Origin of the sequence: Rhodococcus sp. 24CO, assembly GCF_050586165.1 — a bacterium.
GTDB lineage: Bacteria > Actinomycetota > Actinomycetes > Mycobacteriales > Mycobacteriaceae > Rhodococcus_F.
Genome location: NZ_JAZFNF010000013.1, coordinates 16,379 through 30,692 on the forward strand (window position 1 = coordinate 16,379; position 14,314 = coordinate 30,692).

Annotated in this window: 26 protein-coding genes; all 26 read left to right on the plus strand. The window is 61.6% G+C overall.

Annotated elements, in window-relative coordinates; all coding sequences use genetic code 11:
- Window positions 1-13 precede the first annotated feature (13 nt).
- The 26 genes from rpsS to rplQ all read left to right on the plus strand — a co-directional run bounded on the left by rpsS (window position 14) and on the right by rplQ (window position 14,313).
- A complete protein-coding gene (rpsS, locus tag V2B23_RS26920; RefSeq protein ID WP_003940820.1) occupies window positions 14-295 on the plus strand; it encodes a 30S ribosomal protein S19 in 282 nt (93 codons plus the stop codon).
- Window positions 292-696, plus strand: a complete 405-nt coding sequence (gene rplV, locus V2B23_RS26925; protein WP_033231377.1) for a 50S ribosomal protein L22 — start codon at window positions 292-294, stop codon at window positions 694-696. Before rpsS ends, rplV begins: the two co-directional genes overlap by 4 nt.
- Window positions 696-1,502: a 30S ribosomal protein S3 gene (gene rpsC / locus V2B23_RS26930; RefSeq protein WP_138869532.1), complete on the plus strand. Its 807-nt coding sequence runs from the start codon at window positions 696-698 to the stop codon at window positions 1,500-1,502. The genes rplV and rpsC overlap by 1 nt, the downstream gene beginning before the upstream one ends.
- 3 nt (window positions 1,503-1,505) lie before the next feature.
- Window positions 1,506-1,922 (plus strand): 50S ribosomal protein L16, encoded by a 417-nt coding sequence (gene rplP, locus V2B23_RS26935; protein ID WP_003940899.1) that lies wholly within the window; start codon window positions 1,506-1,508, stop codon window positions 1,920-1,922.
- Window positions 1,922-2,158 carry a 50S ribosomal protein L29 gene (rpmC, locus tag V2B23_RS26940; protein WP_033231375.1) on the plus strand — a complete coding sequence of 79 codons (237 nt, stop codon included), beginning with the start codon at window positions 1,922-1,924 and terminating at the stop codon, window positions 2,156-2,158. Before rplP ends, rpmC begins: the two co-directional genes overlap by 1 nt.
- Window positions 2,155-2,436, plus strand: coding sequence for a 30S ribosomal protein S17 (gene rpsQ / locus V2B23_RS26945; protein ID WP_003941020.1), 282 nt, complete (start codon window positions 2,155-2,157; stop codon window positions 2,434-2,436). Before rpmC ends, rpsQ begins: the two co-directional genes overlap by 4 nt.
- Before the next feature lie 337 nt (window positions 2,437-2,773).
- The gene (rplN, locus tag V2B23_RS26950; protein ID WP_003940951.1) at window positions 2,774-3,142 is read left to right on the plus strand and encodes a 50S ribosomal protein L14; all 369 of its coding nucleotides are present in this window, start codon (window positions 2,774-2,776) and stop codon (window positions 3,140-3,142) included.
- Window positions 3,142-3,459 carry a 50S ribosomal protein L24 gene (gene rplX / locus V2B23_RS26955; RefSeq protein ID WP_033231374.1) on the plus strand — a complete coding sequence of 106 codons (318 nt, stop codon included), beginning with the start codon at window positions 3,142-3,144 and terminating at the stop codon, window positions 3,457-3,459. The genes rplN and rplX overlap by 1 nt, the downstream gene beginning before the upstream one ends.
- 1 nt (window position 3,460) lies before the next feature.
- Window positions 3,461-4,027 carry a 50S ribosomal protein L5 gene (gene rplE, locus V2B23_RS26960; RefSeq protein ID WP_033231373.1) on the plus strand — a complete coding sequence of 189 codons (567 nt, stop codon included), beginning with the start codon at window positions 3,461-3,463 and terminating at the stop codon, window positions 4,025-4,027.
- A gap of 4 nt (window positions 4,028-4,031) precedes the next feature.
- Window positions 4,032-4,217 carry a type Z 30S ribosomal protein S14 gene (locus V2B23_RS26965; RefSeq protein WP_033231372.1) on the plus strand — a complete coding sequence of 62 codons (186 nt, stop codon included), beginning with the start codon at window positions 4,032-4,034 and terminating at the stop codon, window positions 4,215-4,217.
- 301 nt (window positions 4,218-4,518) lie between these two features.
- Window positions 4,519-4,917, plus strand: a complete 399-nt coding sequence (gene rpsH / locus V2B23_RS26970) for a 30S ribosomal protein S8 (RefSeq protein ID WP_003940873.1) — start codon at window positions 4,519-4,521, stop codon at window positions 4,915-4,917.
- Window positions 4,918-4,932: 15 nt separating this feature from the next.
- On the plus strand, window positions 4,933-5,472 hold the full coding sequence (gene rplF / locus V2B23_RS26975; RefSeq protein ID WP_033231370.1) for a 50S ribosomal protein L6: 540 nt from the start codon (window positions 4,933-4,935) through the stop codon (window positions 5,470-5,472).
- A 1-nt stretch (window position 5,473) separates the two neighbouring features.
- The gene (gene rplR / locus V2B23_RS26980; protein WP_033231369.1) at window positions 5,474-5,881 is read left to right on the plus strand and encodes a 50S ribosomal protein L18; all 408 of its coding nucleotides are present in this window, start codon (window positions 5,474-5,476) and stop codon (window positions 5,879-5,881) included.
- A gap of 31 nt (window positions 5,882-5,912) precedes the next feature.
- The gene (rpsE, locus tag V2B23_RS26985) at window positions 5,913-6,584 is read left to right on the plus strand and encodes a 30S ribosomal protein S5 (protein WP_033231368.1); all 672 of its coding nucleotides are present in this window, start codon (window positions 5,913-5,915) and stop codon (window positions 6,582-6,584) included.
- Window positions 6,584-6,763, plus strand: coding sequence for a 50S ribosomal protein L30 (gene rpmD / locus V2B23_RS26990; RefSeq protein WP_003940751.1), 180 nt, complete (start codon window positions 6,584-6,586; stop codon window positions 6,761-6,763). Before rpsE ends, rpmD begins: the two co-directional genes overlap by 1 nt.
- A 2-nt stretch (window positions 6,764-6,765) precedes the next feature.
- Window positions 6,766-7,209, plus strand: coding sequence for a 50S ribosomal protein L15 (rplO, locus tag V2B23_RS26995; protein ID WP_138869531.1), 444 nt, complete (start codon window positions 6,766-6,768; stop codon window positions 7,207-7,209).
- 239 nt (window positions 7,210-7,448) lie between these two features.
- Window positions 7,449-8,768, plus strand: coding sequence for a preprotein translocase subunit SecY (gene secY, locus V2B23_RS27000; protein WP_430953097.1), 1,320 nt, complete (start codon window positions 7,449-7,451; stop codon window positions 8,766-8,768).
- A complete protein-coding gene (locus V2B23_RS27005) occupies window positions 8,765-9,310 on the plus strand; it encodes an adenylate kinase (RefSeq protein ID WP_033231365.1) in 546 nt (181 codons plus the stop codon). The genes secY and V2B23_RS27005 overlap by 4 nt, the downstream gene beginning before the upstream one ends.
- Window positions 9,310-10,107, plus strand: a complete 798-nt coding sequence (gene map, locus V2B23_RS27010) for a type I methionyl aminopeptidase (RefSeq protein ID WP_430953098.1) — start codon at window positions 9,310-9,312, stop codon at window positions 10,105-10,107. Before V2B23_RS27005 ends, map begins: the two co-directional genes overlap by 1 nt.
- A gap of 353 nt (window positions 10,108-10,460) precedes the next feature.
- Complete coding sequence (gene infA, locus V2B23_RS27015) at window positions 10,461-10,682, plus strand: translation initiation factor IF-1 (RefSeq protein ID WP_003418601.1); 222 nt, start codon at window positions 10,461-10,463, stop codon at window positions 10,680-10,682.
- A gap of 90 nt (window positions 10,683-10,772) precedes the next feature.
- The gene (gene rpmJ / locus V2B23_RS27020) at window positions 10,773-10,886 is read left to right on the plus strand and encodes a 50S ribosomal protein L36 (protein WP_003938068.1); all 114 of its coding nucleotides are present in this window, start codon (window positions 10,773-10,775) and stop codon (window positions 10,884-10,886) included.
- A gap of 249 nt (window positions 10,887-11,135) precedes the next feature.
- Complete coding sequence (gene rpsM / locus V2B23_RS27025; protein ID WP_003940834.1) at window positions 11,136-11,510, plus strand: 30S ribosomal protein S13; 375 nt, start codon at window positions 11,136-11,138, stop codon at window positions 11,508-11,510.
- Window positions 11,510-11,923 (plus strand): 30S ribosomal protein S11, encoded by a 414-nt coding sequence (gene rpsK, locus V2B23_RS27030; protein ID WP_094271924.1) that lies wholly within the window; start codon window positions 11,510-11,512, stop codon window positions 11,921-11,923. The genes rpsM and rpsK overlap by 1 nt, the downstream gene beginning before the upstream one ends.
- Before the next feature lie 24 nt (window positions 11,924-11,947).
- On the plus strand, window positions 11,948-12,553 hold the full coding sequence (rpsD, locus tag V2B23_RS27035) for a 30S ribosomal protein S4 (RefSeq protein WP_033231362.1): 606 nt from the start codon (window positions 11,948-11,950) through the stop codon (window positions 12,551-12,553).
- Window positions 12,554-12,673: 120 nt separating this feature from the next.
- Window positions 12,674-13,735 (plus strand): DNA-directed RNA polymerase subunit alpha, encoded by a 1,062-nt coding sequence (locus V2B23_RS27040; protein ID WP_033231361.1) that lies wholly within the window; start codon window positions 12,674-12,676, stop codon window positions 13,733-13,735.
- A 29-nt stretch (window positions 13,736-13,764) separates the two neighbouring features.
- Window positions 13,765-14,313 (plus strand): 50S ribosomal protein L17, encoded by a 549-nt coding sequence (gene rplQ, locus V2B23_RS27045; RefSeq protein WP_033231360.1) that lies wholly within the window; start codon window positions 13,765-13,767, stop codon window positions 14,311-14,313.
- Window position 14,314: the final 1 nt, after the last annotated feature.

Below are 14,314 nucleotides of genomic sequence, written 5' to 3' on the forward strand. Positions count from 1 at the left end.
GAGGGAGTGAAGGATGCCACGCAGCCTTAAGAAGGGCCCGTTCGTCGATGACCACCTCCTCGCGAAGGTGGATGTACAGAACGAAAAGGGAACCAAGCAGGTCATCAAGACCTGGTCCCGTCGTTCGACCATCATCCCGGACTTCATCGGCCACACGTTTGCGGTTCACGACGGCCGTAAGCATGTCCCCGTGTTCGTTTCCGACTCCATGGTCGGACACAAGCTCGGAGAGTTTGCACCGACCCGTACGTTCAAGGGTCACATCAAGGATGATCGGAAGGCGAAGAGGCGATGAGCAACACCGAAACCGCCAACCCGACTGCCAAGGCAGTAGCGCGCCACGTGCGCGTTACACCGATGAAGGCACGTCGTGTTGTGGACCTGGTCCGCGGGCGCTCGGTTGAAGACGCCCTGAACATTCTGAAGTTCGCGCCGCAGGCAGCGAGCGAGCCGGTCGCCAAGGTGATCGCCTCCGCAGCAGCCAACGCCGAGAACAACCTCGACCTCGACCCGAGCACGCTTGTCGTTGCGACGGCGTTCGTGGACGAGGGCGCGACCCTCAAGCGGTTCCAGCCGCGTGCACAGGGACGTGCGTTCCGTATTCGCAAGCGCACCAGTCACATCACCGTGATCGTGGAGAGCCTGCCGAAGTCCGGAACATCGACCCGTAATCGCCGGAAGGGAAGTGCTCAGTAGTGGGCCAGAAAATCAACCCGCACGGCTTCCGTCTCGGCATCACCACCGACTGGAAGTCTCGCTGGTACGCAGACAAGCAGTACGCGGAGTACGTCAAGGAAGACGTCGCGATCCGTAAGCTCCTCGCCACCGGCATGGAGCGCGCGGGAATCGCGAAGGTCGAGATCGAGCGCACCCGTGACCGTGTTCGCGTGGACATCCACACGGCACGTCCGGGCATCGTCATCGGCCGCCGCGGCGCCGAAGCCGATCGCATCCGTTCCGAGCTCGAGAAGCTGACCGGCAAGCAGGTTCAGCTGAACATCCTCGAGGTCAAGAACGCAGAAGCTGAAGCACAGCTCGTCGCACAGGGTGTGGCCGAGCAGCTCTCGAACCGCGTTGCTTTCCGTCGCGCAATGCGCAAGGCCATTCAGTCGGCCATGCGTCAGCCGAACGTCAAGGGAATTCGCGTTCAGTGCTCCGGTCGTCTCGGCGGCGCCGAGATGTCCCGGTCGGAGTTCTACCGCGAAGGCCGTGTGCCGCTGCACACGCTTCGTGCGGACATCGACTACGGCCTCTACGAGGCAAAGACCACCTTCGGTCGCATCGGCGTCAAGGTCTGGATCTACAAGGGCGACATCGTTGGCGGCAAGCGTGAGCTCGCAGCCAGCACCGCCGCTCCGGCCGGGGATCGCCCGCGCCGCGAGCGTCCGAGCCGTCCCCGTCGTTCCGGCGCAACCGGCACCACCGCGACTAGCACCGAGGCCGGCCGCGCAGCGACCGCAACCGCCGATGCTCCCGCTACTGATCAGAATCAGGAGGGCTGACGCATGTTGATCCCTAGGCGGGTCAAGCACCGCAAGCAGCACCACCCGAGCCGTTCGGGTGCCGCCAAGGGCGGTACCCAGGTGACATTCGGTGACTACGGCATCCAGGCTCTCGAGCCTGCCTACATCACCAACCGGCAGATCGAGTCCGCTCGTATCGCCATGACTCGGCACATCAAGCGTGGCGGCAAGATCTGGATCAACATCTTCCCGGATCGCCCCCTCACGAAGAAGCCGGCCGAAACCCGAATGGGTTCCGGTAAGGGTTCGCCCGAGTGGTGGATTGCCAACGTCAAGCCCGGACGCGTTCTGTTCGAGATGACATACCCCAACGAGGAGATCGCTCGTGAGGCCCTGCGCCGCGCGATGCACAAGCTCCCGTGCAAGTGCCGGATCGTGACCAGAGAGGAGCAGTTCTGATGGCTACTGGAACCCCAGCAGCAGAGCTCCGCGAGCTCAGTGAAGACGAGCTGGTCACCCGGCTCCGCGAAGCGAAGGAAGAACTTTTCAACCTTCGTTTCCAGATGGCCACAGGCCAGATGGACAACAACCGACGACTGCGCACCGTTCGTCACGAGATCGCGCGCATCTACACCGTCCTGCGTGAGCGTGAGCTCGGACTCGCTGTGGGTCCGGATGCAGGTGACGCGGCATGAGTGAGGAAAAAGCAGTGAGCACAGAAGAGCGCGCGAGCCGTAAGGTCCGTGTCGGATACGTAGTTTCCGACAAGATGGAAAAGACGATCGTGGTCGAGCTCGAAGACCGCGTCAAGCACAAGCTCTACGGCAAGATCATCCGCCGTACGACCAAGGTGAAGGCGCATGACGAGAACGGCGTTGCCGGCGTCGGCGACCGCGTTCAGCTGATGGAAACCCGTCCGCTGTCCGCGACGAAGCACTGGCGTCTGGTCGAGGTCCTCGAAAAGGCCAAGTAAGCCTGATCGTGATCTTGAGCTGATCGAGCACAACCGAATGGCCCGCTTCCCGTTGGGGGAGTGGGCCATTCGGCTTTCGGTCAGGAATGCCCATGGTGGGCAGGGGGCAACAAGGGGCACTGATTTGGTAATCGGTGAACCCTTCCCTACAATAGAACGGTTGCCTGTGGCAGAGGTGTGTCTTCACGTGCGCAGCTCGACCGGTGCTTGCAGTGATCGCCCCAACTGATGAACTTCGGTGGGGCAGCAGCTCAGACACGACGCAGGTGGCAACAATGACCGCGCGCACCGGGTCGGTAATCCGTTGCGCACGAAATTCCAGGTCTAGGGAGATCAAGTGATTCAGCAGGAGTCGCGAGTTCGCGTCGCTGATAACACGGGTGCCAAGGAAATCCTTTGCATCCGCGTTCTCGGCGGTTCGTCACGTCGCTACGCCGGGATCGGTGACGTCATCGTCGCCACCGTCAAGGACGCAATCCCCGGTGGAAACATCAAGAAGGGTGAGGTCGTCAAGGCCGTCATCGTTCGCACGACCAAGGAGCGCCGTCGTCCGGACGGTTCCTACATCAAGTTCGACGAGAACGCAGCAGTGCTCATCAAGGCTGACAGCGATCCCCGTGGAACCCGCATCTTCGGACCCGTCGGCCGTGAGCTGCGCGAGAAGAAGTTCATGAAGATCGTTTCGCTCGCCCCGGAGGTGCTGTGATGAAGGTGCACAAGGGTGACACCGTTCTGGTCATCGCCGGTAAGGACAAGGGCGCGAAGGGCAAGGTCATTCAGGCTTTCCCCGCGACCGACAAGGTCCTCGTCGAAGGCGTGAACCGAATCAAGAAGCACACCGCGGTTTCCGCGAACGAGCGCGGAGCATCCTCCGGCGGCATCGTCACGCAGGAAGCTCCGATCCACGTATCCAACGTTGCAGTCGTCGACTCGGACGGAAACCCCACTCGCGTGGGCTACCGCACCGATGAAGAGACCGGCAAGCGCGTTCGGGTTTCCCGGAAGAACGGGAAGGACATCTGACATGACCTCCACCGAAAACAAGGTCCAGCCGCGCCTCAAGGCACGCTACCGCGCTGAGATCAAGGACGCGCTCAACAGCGAGTTCGACTACGCCAACGTCATGCAGATCCCCGGTGTTGTCAAGGTTGTCGTCAACATGGGCGTCGGCGACGCTGCCCGTGACGCCAAGCTGATCAACGGCGCTGTCCATGACTTGTCTCTCATCACGGGCCAGAAGCCCGAGATCCGTAAGGCACGTAAGTCCATCGCGCAGTTCAAGCTTCGCGAAGGCATGCCCATCGGCGCACGTGTCACCCTCCGTGGCGACCGTATGTGGGAATTCCTGGACCGCCTCGTGTCTGTCGCACTGCCCCGTATCCGCGACTTCCGCGGTCTCTCGGGCAACCAGTTCGACGGCAACGGCAACTACACGTTCGGCCTCAACGAGCAGTCGATGTTCCATGAGATCGACGTGGACAAGATCGATCGCCCCCGCGGTATGGACATCACCGTCGTGACCACCGCAACCAACAACGAAGAAGGCCGTGCACTGCTCAAGCACCTCGGCTTCCCGTTCAAGGAGAACTGAGCGCATGGCTAAGAAGGCATTGGTCAACAAGGCCAACAAGAAGCCCAAGTTCGCGGTTCGCGCCTACACCCGCTGCCAGCGCTGCGGTCGCCCGCACGCTGTGTTCCGCAAGTTCGGCCTGTGCCGAATCTGCTTGCGCGAGATGGCACACGCCGGCGAGCTTCCCGGAGTTCGCAAGAGCTCCTGGTGATCTGAGACCTTTTCGGTCTTGTCACTACACGCTGTGAATGGGCGTGGGTTCCTTCGGGAACCCACGCCCATTCGGCATTTAGCGGGTACTTCCCAGATGTGGGGACGCCCTGTTTGGACAGGACGGCCAAAGCCCCCTACACTAGAGCGGTTGCCGTGGCTGACGCATGCGTTCAGCTCGGTGCGGTAACTTACGCCGTCTGACATAAGTCGGACGGCCCAGCCGAATTGCTGGAGGCCCACGACCGGACTCGTCCGGTGTTGCATGGGAACCACAGCGAGAAAGGTGTCGAGGTCGACCTATGACCATGACTGACCCCATCGCAGACTTCTTGACGCGTCTGCGCAACGCCAACACGGCGTACCACGATGAGGTGAAGCTTCCCCACTCGAAGATCAAGGCGAACATCGCCGAGATCCTCAAGCGTGAGGGCTACATCTCCGACTTCCGTACCGAAGACGCCGAGGTCGGCAAGACCCTCATCGTCGATCTGAAGTACGGCCCCAGCCGCGAGCGTAGCCTCGCCGGCGTGCGTCGCGTTTCCAAGCCCGGTCTCCGGGTTTACGCGAAGTCCACCAACCTGCCCAAGGTCCTCGGAGGCCTCGGCGTGGCGATCATCTCCACGTCGTCCGGTCTGCTCACCGATCGCCAGGCGGCCAATCAAGGAGTAGGCGGGGAAGTCCTCGCCTACGTCTGGTAGAGGGAGGCCACCACAATGTCGCGTATTGGAAAGATTCCGGTCAACGTCCCCGCGGGCGTCGACGTTACGATCGCCGGCCAGGACGTCACGGTCAAGGGGCCCAAGGGCACCCTGGCACTGACCATCGCCGAGCCCATCGAGATCGCCAAGGCTGAGGACGGCTCCCTGAGCGTCACTCGCCCCGACGACGAGCGTCGCAGCCGTGCGCTGCACGGTCTGTCGCGGACCTTGGTTGCGAACATCATCACCGGTGTCACCGAGGGTTACACCAAGAAGATGGAAATCCACGGTGTCGGTTACCGCGTGGCGCTGAAGGGCAAGGACCTCGAGTTCGCGCTCGGCTTCAGCCACCCGGTCCCGATCGAGGCTCCCGAAGGCATCACCTTCGTCGTCGAGTCGCCCACCCGGTTCTCGGTGTCCGGCATCGACAAGCAGAAGGTCGGGCAGATCTCGGCCAACATCCGTCGTCTCCGTCGTCCGGACCCGTACAAGGGTAAGGGCGTGCGTTACGAGGGTGAGCAGATCCGCCGCAAGGTCGGAAAGACGGGTAAGTGATATGAGCCAGACTGCAAACCAGAAAGCCAAGCGGATTCCGCTGGGCAAGGATGCGTCCACGAAGCGTCGTCTCTCGAAGACACGTCGTCACTTCCGTCTCCGCAAGAAGGTCTCCGGCACGCCCGAGCGTCCCCGCTTGGTCGTCAACCGGTCCTCACGCCACATCCACGTCCAGCTCGTGGACGACCTGGCAGGCCACACTCTGGCTGCTGCGTCGACCATCGAAGCCGACGTGCGCGTGGCCGAAGGCGACAAGAAGGCTGCGAGCGCAAAGGTCGGTCAGCTGATCGCCGAGCGCGCGAAGGCTGCCGGCGTGGAAGCAGTGGTCTTCGACCACGGCGGACACGGCTACCACGGTCGCATCGCGGCCTTGGCAGACGCAGCTCGCGAAGGCGGGTTGAAGTTCTGATGACCAACATTTTCAACGGAAGGACAGCCTGATGCCGGGACGTCAAAGGCGTGACGGCGGAAGCGGACCCGCCGGACAGAATGGCCCCAACAGCGGCGACAACAGCAACGCTCGTGGGGACAACCGTGGTGGCGGCCGTGACCGTCGCGACGGTGGCCGTGGCGGAAACGCTGCGGAGAAGTCACAGTTCATCGAGCGCGTTGTCACGATCAACCGCGTCTCCAAGGTCGTCAAGGGTGGTCGTCGCTTCAGCTTCACCGCTCTCGTGATCGTCGGAGACGGCAACGGACTGGTCGGCGTCGGCTACGGAAAGGCCAAGGAAGTTCCCGCGGCCATCCAGAAGGGTGTCGAGGAGGCTCGCAAGAGCTTCTTCCGCGTCCCGATGATCGGCAACACCATCACTCACCCCGTTCAGGGTGAGGCTGCTGCCGGCATCGTCATGCTTCGCCCGGCAAGCCCCGGTACCGGTGTTATCGCCGGTGGCGCGGTGCGTGCCGTGCTGGAGTGCGCTGGTATCGCGGACATCCTGTCGAAGTCGCTCGGTAGCGACAACGCCATCAACGTCGTGCATGCGACCGTTGCCGCGCTCAAGGGTCTGCAGCGTCCCGAGGAAGTTGCGGCTCGCCGCGGCCTCACCCTCGAAGAGGTTGCACCCGCCGGCATGCTGCGCGCACGCGCACAGGCTGCTGGGAGTGTGAAGTAATGGCAGATCTCAAGGTCACTCAGATCAAGAGCATCATCGGGACCAAGCAGAACCAGAAGGATTCTCTGCGCACGCTCGGTCTCAAGGGCATCCGTCAGACCGTTGTTCGTGAGGACAACGCACAGAACCGCGGTCTGATCAACGTGGTGCGCCACCTCGTAACAGTTGAGGAGGTCTAACCATGACCATCAAACTGCACCACCTGCGCCCCGCTCCCGGATCCAAGTCCAACAAGATTCGTGTTGGACGCGGCGAGGGCGGCAAGCGTGGTAAGACCGCAGGTCGCGGTACCAAGGGCACCAAGGCACGTAACACCGTGCGCGTGGGCTTCGAGGGTGGACAGATGCCGCTTCACATGCGTCTGCCCAAGCTCAAGGGCTTCAAGAACCCCTTCCGCACCGAGTACCAGGTCGTCAATGTCGGCGACATCGCCCGTCTGTTCCCCGAAGGTGGAGCAATCACGGTCGAGGATCTCGTTGCCAAGGGCGCAGTCCGCAAGAACCAGCTCGTCAAGGTTCTGGGCGACGGCGAACTGACTGTTGCCGTTCAGGTGACCGTCGACAAGTTCACCGGCTCCGCCAAGGAAAAGATTGCTGCTGCCGGTGGTTCCGCCACCGAGCTGTGAGTAATCACGCGTAGCTAGTCCGATGGCCGCAGCGCAGCATTTGCTGTGCTGCGGCCATCGGCGTCTGTGCTGTTCGTCCCGAAAGTGTGGCCCCGTCGACCGGGTAAGGCACACTGGTTGTATCTTCGGCTTACCCGAATTTCGTGGTCGGCTCGTTTAGTTCCCATAATTTGACTGTTAGAGTTCTGAAGTTCGGCAGGTCAAAAGATCTGCCCCCAACCGTCGTGCCAGGAGGATCTTTGCTTTCCGCCTTCGTTTCGGCCCTCAGGACACCCGACCTGAGGCGGAAGATCCTATTCACCCTCGGCCTGGTAGCCCTCTACCGGGTCGGTGCAGTGCTTCCGTCACCTGGTGTCGACTATGCCAGGGTGCGTGAGTGCATCGACATAGCTAACTCCGGTGACTCGGCGGGTATCTACTCGCTGATCAACTTGTTCTCCGGTGGCGCGCTGCTCCAATTGTCGGTGTTTGCGATCGGCATCATGCCGTATATCACCGCCAGCATCATCGTTCAGTTGCTGACCGTGGTCATCCCGAAGTTCGAGGAACTTCGCAAGGAGGGCCAGTCCGGGCAGGCCAAGATGACGCAGTACACGCGTTATCTCTCCATCGCTTTGGCTGTGCTCCAGTCGACGGGCATCGTTGCGCTTGCAGCTAGGGGACAGCTACTGCAGGGCTGCGACGACATCATCGCCGACAAGTCGATCTTCGGCTTGATCATTCTTGTCCTCGTCATGACTGCGGGCGCCGCACTCGTCATGTGGTTCGGTGAGCTCATCACCGAGCGGGGTGTCGGTAACGGTATGTCGCTCCTCATCTTCGCCGGTATCGCCTCGCGTATTCCGTCCGAAGGCAAGTCCATTCTGGACAGCCGCGGCGGCCTCGTCTTTGCACTGGTCTGCTTCGCAGCCCTCCTGATCATTGCCGGCGTCGTCTTCGTCGAGCAGGGCCAGCGTCGAATTCCCGTGCAGTACGCCAAGCGCATGGTGGGACGCAAGATGTACGGCGGTTCGTCGACGTACCTGCCCCTCAAGGTCAACCAGGCCGGCGTCATCCCGGTGATCTTCGCGTCGTCGCTGCTGTACCTGCCCAACCTGATTGCGCAGCTCACGTCGGCCAGCACTGCGGTCGACCCCAGTTGGTGGCAGCGAATCATCAACACCTACTTGGTCAATCCCGCCAACCCGGTGTACATCCTGATCTACTTCGGTCTTATCGTGTTCTTCACGTACTTCTACGTCGCGATCACCTTCAATCCAGAAGAGCGCGCCGACGAGATGAAGAAGTTCGGTGGATTCATTCCAGGTATCCGTCCCGGTCAGCCGACCGCGGACTATCTCAACTACGTGCTGAGTCGCATCACCCTTCCGGGTGCGATCTACCTTGGCACCATTGCTGTTCTGCCCAATCTGTTCCTCGACATCGGGAACGGCGGCGGCGCGCAGAACCTGCCGTTCGGTGGCACCGCGGTGCTGATCATGGTCAGCGTCGGCCTGGACACCGTGAAGCAGATCGAGAGTCAGCTAATGCAGCGCAACTATGAAGGGTTCCTCAAGTGAGACTTGTCCTCCTTGGTCCTCCCGGTGCCGGCAAGGGCACCCAGGCCGCGATCCTGTCCGAGAAGTTCGGCGTTCCCCATATCTCCACGGGTGACCTCTTCCGAGCCAACATCGGTCAGTCCACCCCGCTCGGCGTGGAAGCGAAGAAGTTCATCGACGCCGGTGAGCTTGTTCCCAGCTCGATCACCAATGACATGGTGAAGGCACGCGTTGCCGAGCCGGACGCCGCCAACGGATTCCTGCTCGACGGATTCCCGCGCTCGGTCGATCAGGCGGAAGCCCTCGAAGGCATCTTGAAGGATCTCGATACGAAGCTCGACGGCGTCCTTTCCTTTGTCGTCGACGAAGACATCGTGGTGGAGCGAATGCTCGCCCGCGGCCGTGCAGACGACACCGAAGACGTGATTCGCAACCGCCTCCGGGTCTACCGCGACGAGACGTCGCCGCTGTTCGACTACTACAAGGACAGCATCGTCTCCGTCGACGCGATCGGCGAGGTCGAAGAAGTCAACGCTCGCGCACTGGCAGCGCTGGGTAAGTAATGGTTTTCGGGCGTAAACGCAAGGTTGTTCCGTTCCGCTCCGCGGGCGAACTCGACGCAATGGCTGCAGCCGGCGCAATTGTGGGTTCGGCGTTGGTGGCGGTTCGCGCTGCGGCAAAGCCCGGTGTCAGCACCCTGGAATTGGATGCGGTCGCCGAATCTGTCATCCGTGATGCGGGTGCGGTGCCGTCGTTCCTCGGCTACAACGGTTTCACCGGTTCGATCTGTTCTTCGGTCAACGACCGGGTTGTTCACGGAATCCCGTCGGCACAGGACGTCCTCGCAGAGGGTGACCTGGTGTCCATCGACTGCGGTGCGATCCTCGAGGGTTGGCACGGAGACTCCGCGTGGACGTTCGGTGTCGGTGAGATCAGTGCAGCCGATCAGGATCTGAGCGAAGCAACTCGGCTGTCGATGGAAGCCGGCATTGCCGCGATGATCGCCGGCAACCGTCTGACAGACGTTTCGCACGCCATCGAGGTCGGCACTCACGCCGCCGAAAAGCTACACGGCCGTTCATATGGAATCGTCGACGGCTACGGCGGTCACGGTATCGGCCGCGAGATGCACATGGATCCGTTCCTGGCCAACGAAGGTGCCCCGGGCAAGGGGCCCGAGTTGGTAATCGGGTCGTGCCTGGCGATCGAGCCGATGTTGACACTCGGGACGACGGATACCGTGATTCTCGATGACGACTGGACGGTGGTGACCTCCGACGGTTCGCGTGCAGCTCATTGGGAGCACACGGTTGCTGTCACGGCGGACGGCCCACGAATTCTGACGTTGCGACCGGAGTAGTTTTCGGCTCGAGCGTTCGACAAGTGTTGACGGCGAGAGTGATTCGCTGATCGAGAAGTCCCGATCCCGCAAGGGGTCGGGACTTTTTCGGTTGCTGGTTTGGTGGACGCGGAGCATGGATTGCCACCCGGGTGCGGTGCTGTAGGGGGAGGCGCATTTGGCCTGGTCGTTCTCTTCGCGTAACATAGCTAGGCGGTGCGCCATGCGTGTCGACAGCTTGTGTGTAGGACTGCCGCTACGGGGAACAACGCACCGAGTCGATGTAAAAATCATGTCGATGAAGAAACCATTGCGTGCCAATGTAACGGAAGCCGATGCACGAAGCATGCCAAACCAAACGGATCGCGGAGGATATGGCTAAGAAAGACGGGGCCATCGAGGTCGAAGGACGAGTAGTCGAGCCGCTGCCCAATGCGATGTTCCGCATTGAGCTCGAGAATGGCCACAAGGTCCTCGCCCACATCAGCGGAAAGATGCGTCAGCACTACATTCGCATCCTCCCGGAAGATCGCGTTGTCGTAGAGCTCTCGCCCTACGATTTGTCGCGCGGACGCATCGTTTACCGCTACAAGTAACGAACTTCCCGGATCTGACCTGGGTCAGGGAGAAGTACGTCTGCCAGGGTTCACCTTGGCAGGCTGCGACAAAACAGGAGATCAGAAGACGTGAAGGTTCAGCCGAGCGTCAAGAAGATCTGCGAAAAGTGCAAAGTGATCCGCCGTAACGGTCGGGTCATGGTGATCTGCGAGAACCTGCGTCACAAGCAGCGTCAGGGCTAGATCTAGCTTTTCGAAGATCTGCTTGGCAACAAGCAAAGAAGACCTTCCAGTACCAGCCATTGTTGACGAGACCCCACGCGATCGTTTACCGATCGACAAGGTCGGACAATGGTTCACCCCCGGCACGGAGGCCGGGGCCCCACTGAGTTAGTTGATGAGACCAGCCGCGTTCTCGGACGTGGTTACTCGGCAAGAGGCACAGGGGATGGGCTGGGAGCAGACCTCCGCACACCGATAGGAAATGCCAACATGGCACGTCTCTCTGGTGTCGATCTTCCTCGCGAAAAGCGCATGGAGATCGCACTGACATACATCTACGGCATCGGCCGTACCCGCTCCAAGGAAATCCTTGACGCCACCGGCGTCAGCCCGGATCTCCGGAGCAAGGACCTCTCGGACGAGGACCTGGCAAAGCTCCGCGAGTACATCGAGGAGTCGCTCAAGGTTGAGGGTGACCTTCGCCGCGAGGTTCAGGCCGACATCCGTCGCAAGATCGAGATCGGCTGCTACCAGGGCCTGCGCCACCGTCGTGGTCTGCCCGTGCGTGGTCAGCGCACCAAGACCAACGCCCGTACCCGTAAGGGTCCGAAGCGCACCATTGCCGGCAAGAAGAAGGCGAAGTAATGCCCCCGAAGTCACGTAGCACCGGTCCGAAGAAGACCCAGAAGGCGCGTCGCAGGGATAAGAAGAACATCCCGCACGGTGCCGCTCACATCAAGAGCACCTTCAACAACACCATCGTGTCCATCACGGACCCCGCCGGAAATGTCATTTCCTGGGCGTCCTCGGGACACGTCGGCTTCAAGGGTTCGCGTAAGTCGACTCCCTTCGCCGCTCAGCTTGCTGCTGAGAGCGCTGCCCGCAAGGCGCAGGAGCACGGTGTCAAGAAGGTTGACGTCTTCGTCAAGGGACCGGGTTCGGGTCGCGAGACCGCGATTCGTTCGCTCCAGGCCGCAGGCCTCGAGGTCGGCACCATTTCCGATGTAACTCCCCAGCCGCACAACGGCTGCCGTCCGCCCAAGCGGCGTCGGGTATAAGCGGGAAGGAATAGGTAGAAAATCATGGCACGTTATACCGGACCCATCACCCGCAAGTCGCGTCGTCTGCGCGTCGACCTCGTTGGAGGCGACCAGGCATTCGAGCGTCGCCCGTACCCGCCCGGACAGCACGGCCGCGCGCGTATCAAGGAGAGCGAGTACCTGCTCCAGCTGCAGGAGAAGCAGAAGGCTCGCTTCACCTACGGCGTCATGGAGAAGCAGTTCCGTCTGTACTACAAGGAGGCGAACAACCGCCCCGGTAAGACCGGCGAGAACCTGCTCACCATCCTGGAGTCGCGTCTCGACAACGTCGTGTACCGCGCAGGCCTCGCTCGCACACGCCGTCAGGCACGTCAGCTGGTCACGCACGGTCACCTTCTCGTGAACAACAAGAAGGTCGACATCCCGAGCTACCGCGTCTCGCAGTACGACATCATCGATGTCAAGGAGAAGTCGCTCGCAACGCTTCCGTTCCAGGTTGCCCGTGAGACCGTCGGCGATCGCCCGGTTCCCGCGTGGCTGCAGGTTGTCGGCTCGCGTCTGCGGATCCTGGTTCACCAGCTTCCCGAGCGTGCGCAGATCGACATTGCTCTGCAGGAACAGCTCATCGTCGAGTACTACTCGAAGTAAGGTGCTCCGCGCCCTGTGCGCCTTTCCGGTAGTTCCGACTACCGGAAAGGCGCACGGGGCCGCAGGCCCTTTCCCATCGTGGGCGTCAAATAGTGGACGTCCGTACAGGAGGAAATACCAATGCTCATTTCTCAGCGACCCACGTTGACCGAAGAGGTCATCGCTGATAACCGCTCGAAGTTCGTCATCGAGCCCCTGGAGCCAGGTTTCGGGTACACGCTCGGCAATTCGCTGCGCCGCACGCTGCTCTCGTCGATCCCCGGCGCTGCTGTCACCAGCATCCGCATCGACGGCGTTCTCCATGAGTTCACCACGGTCCCCGGAGTCAAGGAAGACGTCACCGACATCATCCTGAACCTCAAGGGCCTCGTCGTGAGCTCCGAAGAGGACGAGCCGGTCACCATGTACGTCCGCAAGCAGGGCCCCGGCGCTGTTACCGCAGGCGACATCGTGCCCCCGGCCGGCGTCATCGTGAACAACCCTGATCTGCACATCGCCACCCTGAACGACAAGGGCAAGCTGGAGATCGAGCTCGTAGTCGAGCGCGGTCGTGGCTACGTCCCCGCCGTCCAGAACAAGGCGTCCGGCGCAGAGATCGGCCGCATTCCGGTCGACTCGATTTACTCGCCGGTGCTCAAGGTCACCTACAAGGTGGAGGCCACTCGCGTCGAACAGCGCACCGACTTCGATCGGCTCGTTCTCGACGTGGAAACGAAGAACTCCATCACCGCACGGGACGCGCTCGCTTCTGCGGGCAAGACCCTGGTTGAGCTCTTCGGCCTGGCCCGTGAGCTGAACGTCGAAGCAGAAGGCATCGAGATCGGACCCTCGCCCGCCGAGGCCGATCACATCGCATCCTTCGGACTCCCCATCGAGGATCTGGACCTCACGGTCCGTTCCTACAACTGCCTCAAGCGCGAAGGTGTTCACACCGTCGGTGAGCTTGTCGGCCGTACCGAGTCCGATCTGCTCGACATCCGCAACTTCGGACAGAAGTCCATCGACGAGGTCAAGGTCAAGCTGCATTCGCTCGGCCTGTCCCTCAAGGACAGCCCCGCATCCTTCGATCCCACGACCGTTGCAGGCTACGACGCCGCCACCGGAACGTGGAGTGACACCGATGCCGGTTCCTTCGGCGATGCCGACGGTACCGAGGACTACGCCGAGACCGAACAGCTGTAGCAGCTCAGGTCCTTTACTAGGAGATCATCATGCCCAAGCCCAAGAAGGGTGCCCGCTTCGGCGGGTCGGCTTCCCACCAGAAGGCGATTTTCGCCAATCTGGCTACCGCGCTCTTCGAGCACGGTCGTATCACCACCACCGAGTCCAAGGCCAAGGCACTGCGCCCGTACGCCGAGAAGCTCGTCACGCACGCGAAGGCCGGCACGCTGGCTCACCGTCGTGAGGTGCTGAAGGTCATCCGTAACAAGGATGTCGTTCACACCCTGTTCGCCGAGATCGGCCCGTTCTACGCGGACCGTAACGGTGGATACACCCGCATCATCAAGACGATCCCCCGCAAGGGCGACAACGCTCCGATGGCAATCATCGAGCTCGTCAAGGAAAAGACCGTCACCTCCGAGGCTGACCGCGCTCGTCGCGTCAAGGCTTCGCAGGATGCTCCCGCCGCAGAGAACGTCGTCGAGGCCGTAGAGGCTGACGCGACCGAGGCTGAGGTCGAGAACGCTGATGCAGTTGTCGAAGCTATCGAGGACGAGACCGCAACTGCGGCCGACGCCCCCGAGGCCAAGAAGGACTAGT